Genomic DNA, 1945 nt, shown 5'->3' on the forward strand with positions numbered 1-1945 from the left:
GGGGGGGTGCCCCTATCACTTTGGTCAAGGTGGATGGGTGCTGGTTCGGGCGTCTGGAACGATGTGCCTGTGCATGCTGATGATCAGGTTGGCGAGGGTGTCTCTGCGGAGCTCGCGGTGTTTCTCCGGAACGCCGCCGACGGCCGTCCGGTGAAGATCGTTCCTTCCGTCTGCAAGGGGTGTGGCGGGCGTGTGTTCTCCGTGCTCGTCGACGATGTCGAGGGCGGAGCCGAGCGGGTGTGCGCCGGTTGCGGCGGCCGTGCGTTCATCGCGGATAGCGAGGAGTTCTGGGGGGATGCGGATCCGGGCGAGGCCTGCTGCCCGTGCGGGAGCGAGGAGTTCGAGATCGCGGTCGCGTTCTCCCTGGCCGACGACGGATTGGTTCGCTGGGTGACCGTTGGGCTGCGGTGCCGGAAGGACGGTGCCGCGGGGGTCTATGCCGACTGGAAGATCGACTACGGCCCCACGGACGACCTCCTGACCATGGTCTAGGTCTGCGGAGCGACGGCCTGAACAGGCTGCGGTTCGTAGAAGGTGCCGTCGCGGAGCATCGCGAAGAGGACGTCGGCCCGGCGCCGGGCGAGGCAGAGCAGGGCCTGAGTGTGGTGCTTCCCTTGGGCGATCTTCTTGTCGTAGTAGGCCCGCGATGCCGGGTCGCCCAGGGCCGCGAACGCGGAGAGGAAGAAGGCCCGCTTGAGCTGCTTGTTCCCTCTTCGGGAGGGCTGTTCGCCGCGGATTGAGGACCCTGAATTGCGGGTCGCGGGCGCGAGTCCGGCGTAGGCGGCGAGGTGGCCTGCGGTCGGGAAGGTGCTGCCGTCGCCGACCTCGATAAGGATCCTGGCTCCGGTCCTGACGCCGATGCCGGGCATGGACGTCAGGACCTTCGAAAGAGGGTGAGCCTCCAGCAGTTCTTCGATCCGTGCGGCCAGCAGTTTCCGCTGGTCAAGGACAGCGCTCAGGGATCCGGCCAGGCTCGGGACGATCAGCGCGGCTGCCTCGGTGCCCGGAACCGTGACGGTCTGCTCGTCCAGAGCGGCGAAGATCTCCTCGACCAGTCGCTCGGCCATCCTCGGTGCCTTCGGCCGCAGCAAGGTGACGAGCCGGCGCCTGCCGGCCTTGCGGATCTGGGCCGGTGATCCGAACCGTTCCAGCAGTGTCAGGACGGCGGGGTGCTGCAACCTCGGTCCCAGCACCCGTTCCAGTGACGGGTGGATCTGGGTCAGCAGGCCGTGGAGCCGGTTGGCGACTCTGGTGGCTTCACCGGCGAGGTCGTCGTCGAAGCCGACGATCATCTCGAGCTCGGCGATGGTCTCGTCCTCGCCGTCGATGGCCCGCAGAGTGTGGGGCATAGCGCGGGCGGCGTCCGCGATGATGAACGCGTCCTTCGCATCGGTCTTGGCCTCACCGGGGTAGAGGTCGGCGATTCGCCGCATCGTCAGGCCCGGAAGGTAGGCGACCGGGCAGCCCATGTCCCTTGCGACCGCCAGCGGCAGGGCGCCGATCGAGGCCGGCTGGTCGACCACGACCAGCACTGTTCCGTGCTTGGCCTGCAGCTTGGCGAACAGCTCGCGGAGCTTTGGTTCGGTGTTGGGTAACCGCTTGTCGAAGGCCTTCTTGCCGGCCGGGGTGACGGCGGTGGCGTGGTGTTCGCCCTTGCCGACGTCCAGGCCGAGGAAGACGTCGATGTCGCCGGTGTCGATCACGTGCAGGCCCCTCCATCACGCTTTCGTCCGGCCTTGCCTCGGCATCGAGCTGCCACACCCACGTTACGGAGAGCTCTTCCGGCTCGGGTGAAGCCGGTGCTCAAGCCCCTCATCAGCGGTCCGTCGATGCCTCCGGGCCCGGTGACACCACCCCCCGGATCATCAACAACAAGGGGGGGAAGTCATGCCGGACCCGAAGGCCGGTAGCCCCATTGCGGAGCCACGAAAACGGTAACGGGGGG

At 67.6% G+C, this 1945-nt stretch carries 2 protein-coding genes; one reads left to right on the forward strand and one right to left on the reverse strand.

All coding sequences use genetic code 11. The features are described 5' to 3' along the window. A partial coding sequence (locus ACFWBN_RS39795) for a hypothetical protein (RefSeq protein ID WP_385186736.1) occupies positions 1-492 on the forward strand: 492 nt, incomplete at its 5' end. Here the strand turns inward: ACFWBN_RS39795 and ACFWBN_RS39800 are convergent. Next, positions 489-1703, reverse strand: a complete 1215-nt coding sequence (locus ACFWBN_RS39800) for an IS110 family transposase (RefSeq protein ID WP_385186739.1) — start codon at positions 1701-1703, stop codon at positions 489-491. The two genes, ACFWBN_RS39795 and ACFWBN_RS39800, sit on opposite strands and share 4 nt — an antisense overlap. Between the last annotated feature and the right edge of the window lie 242 nt (positions 1704-1945).

It is taken from the genome of Streptomyces sp. NPDC059989, from assembly GCF_042736975.1.
GTDB lineage: Bacteria > Actinomycetota > Actinomycetes > Streptomycetales > Streptomycetaceae > Streptomyces.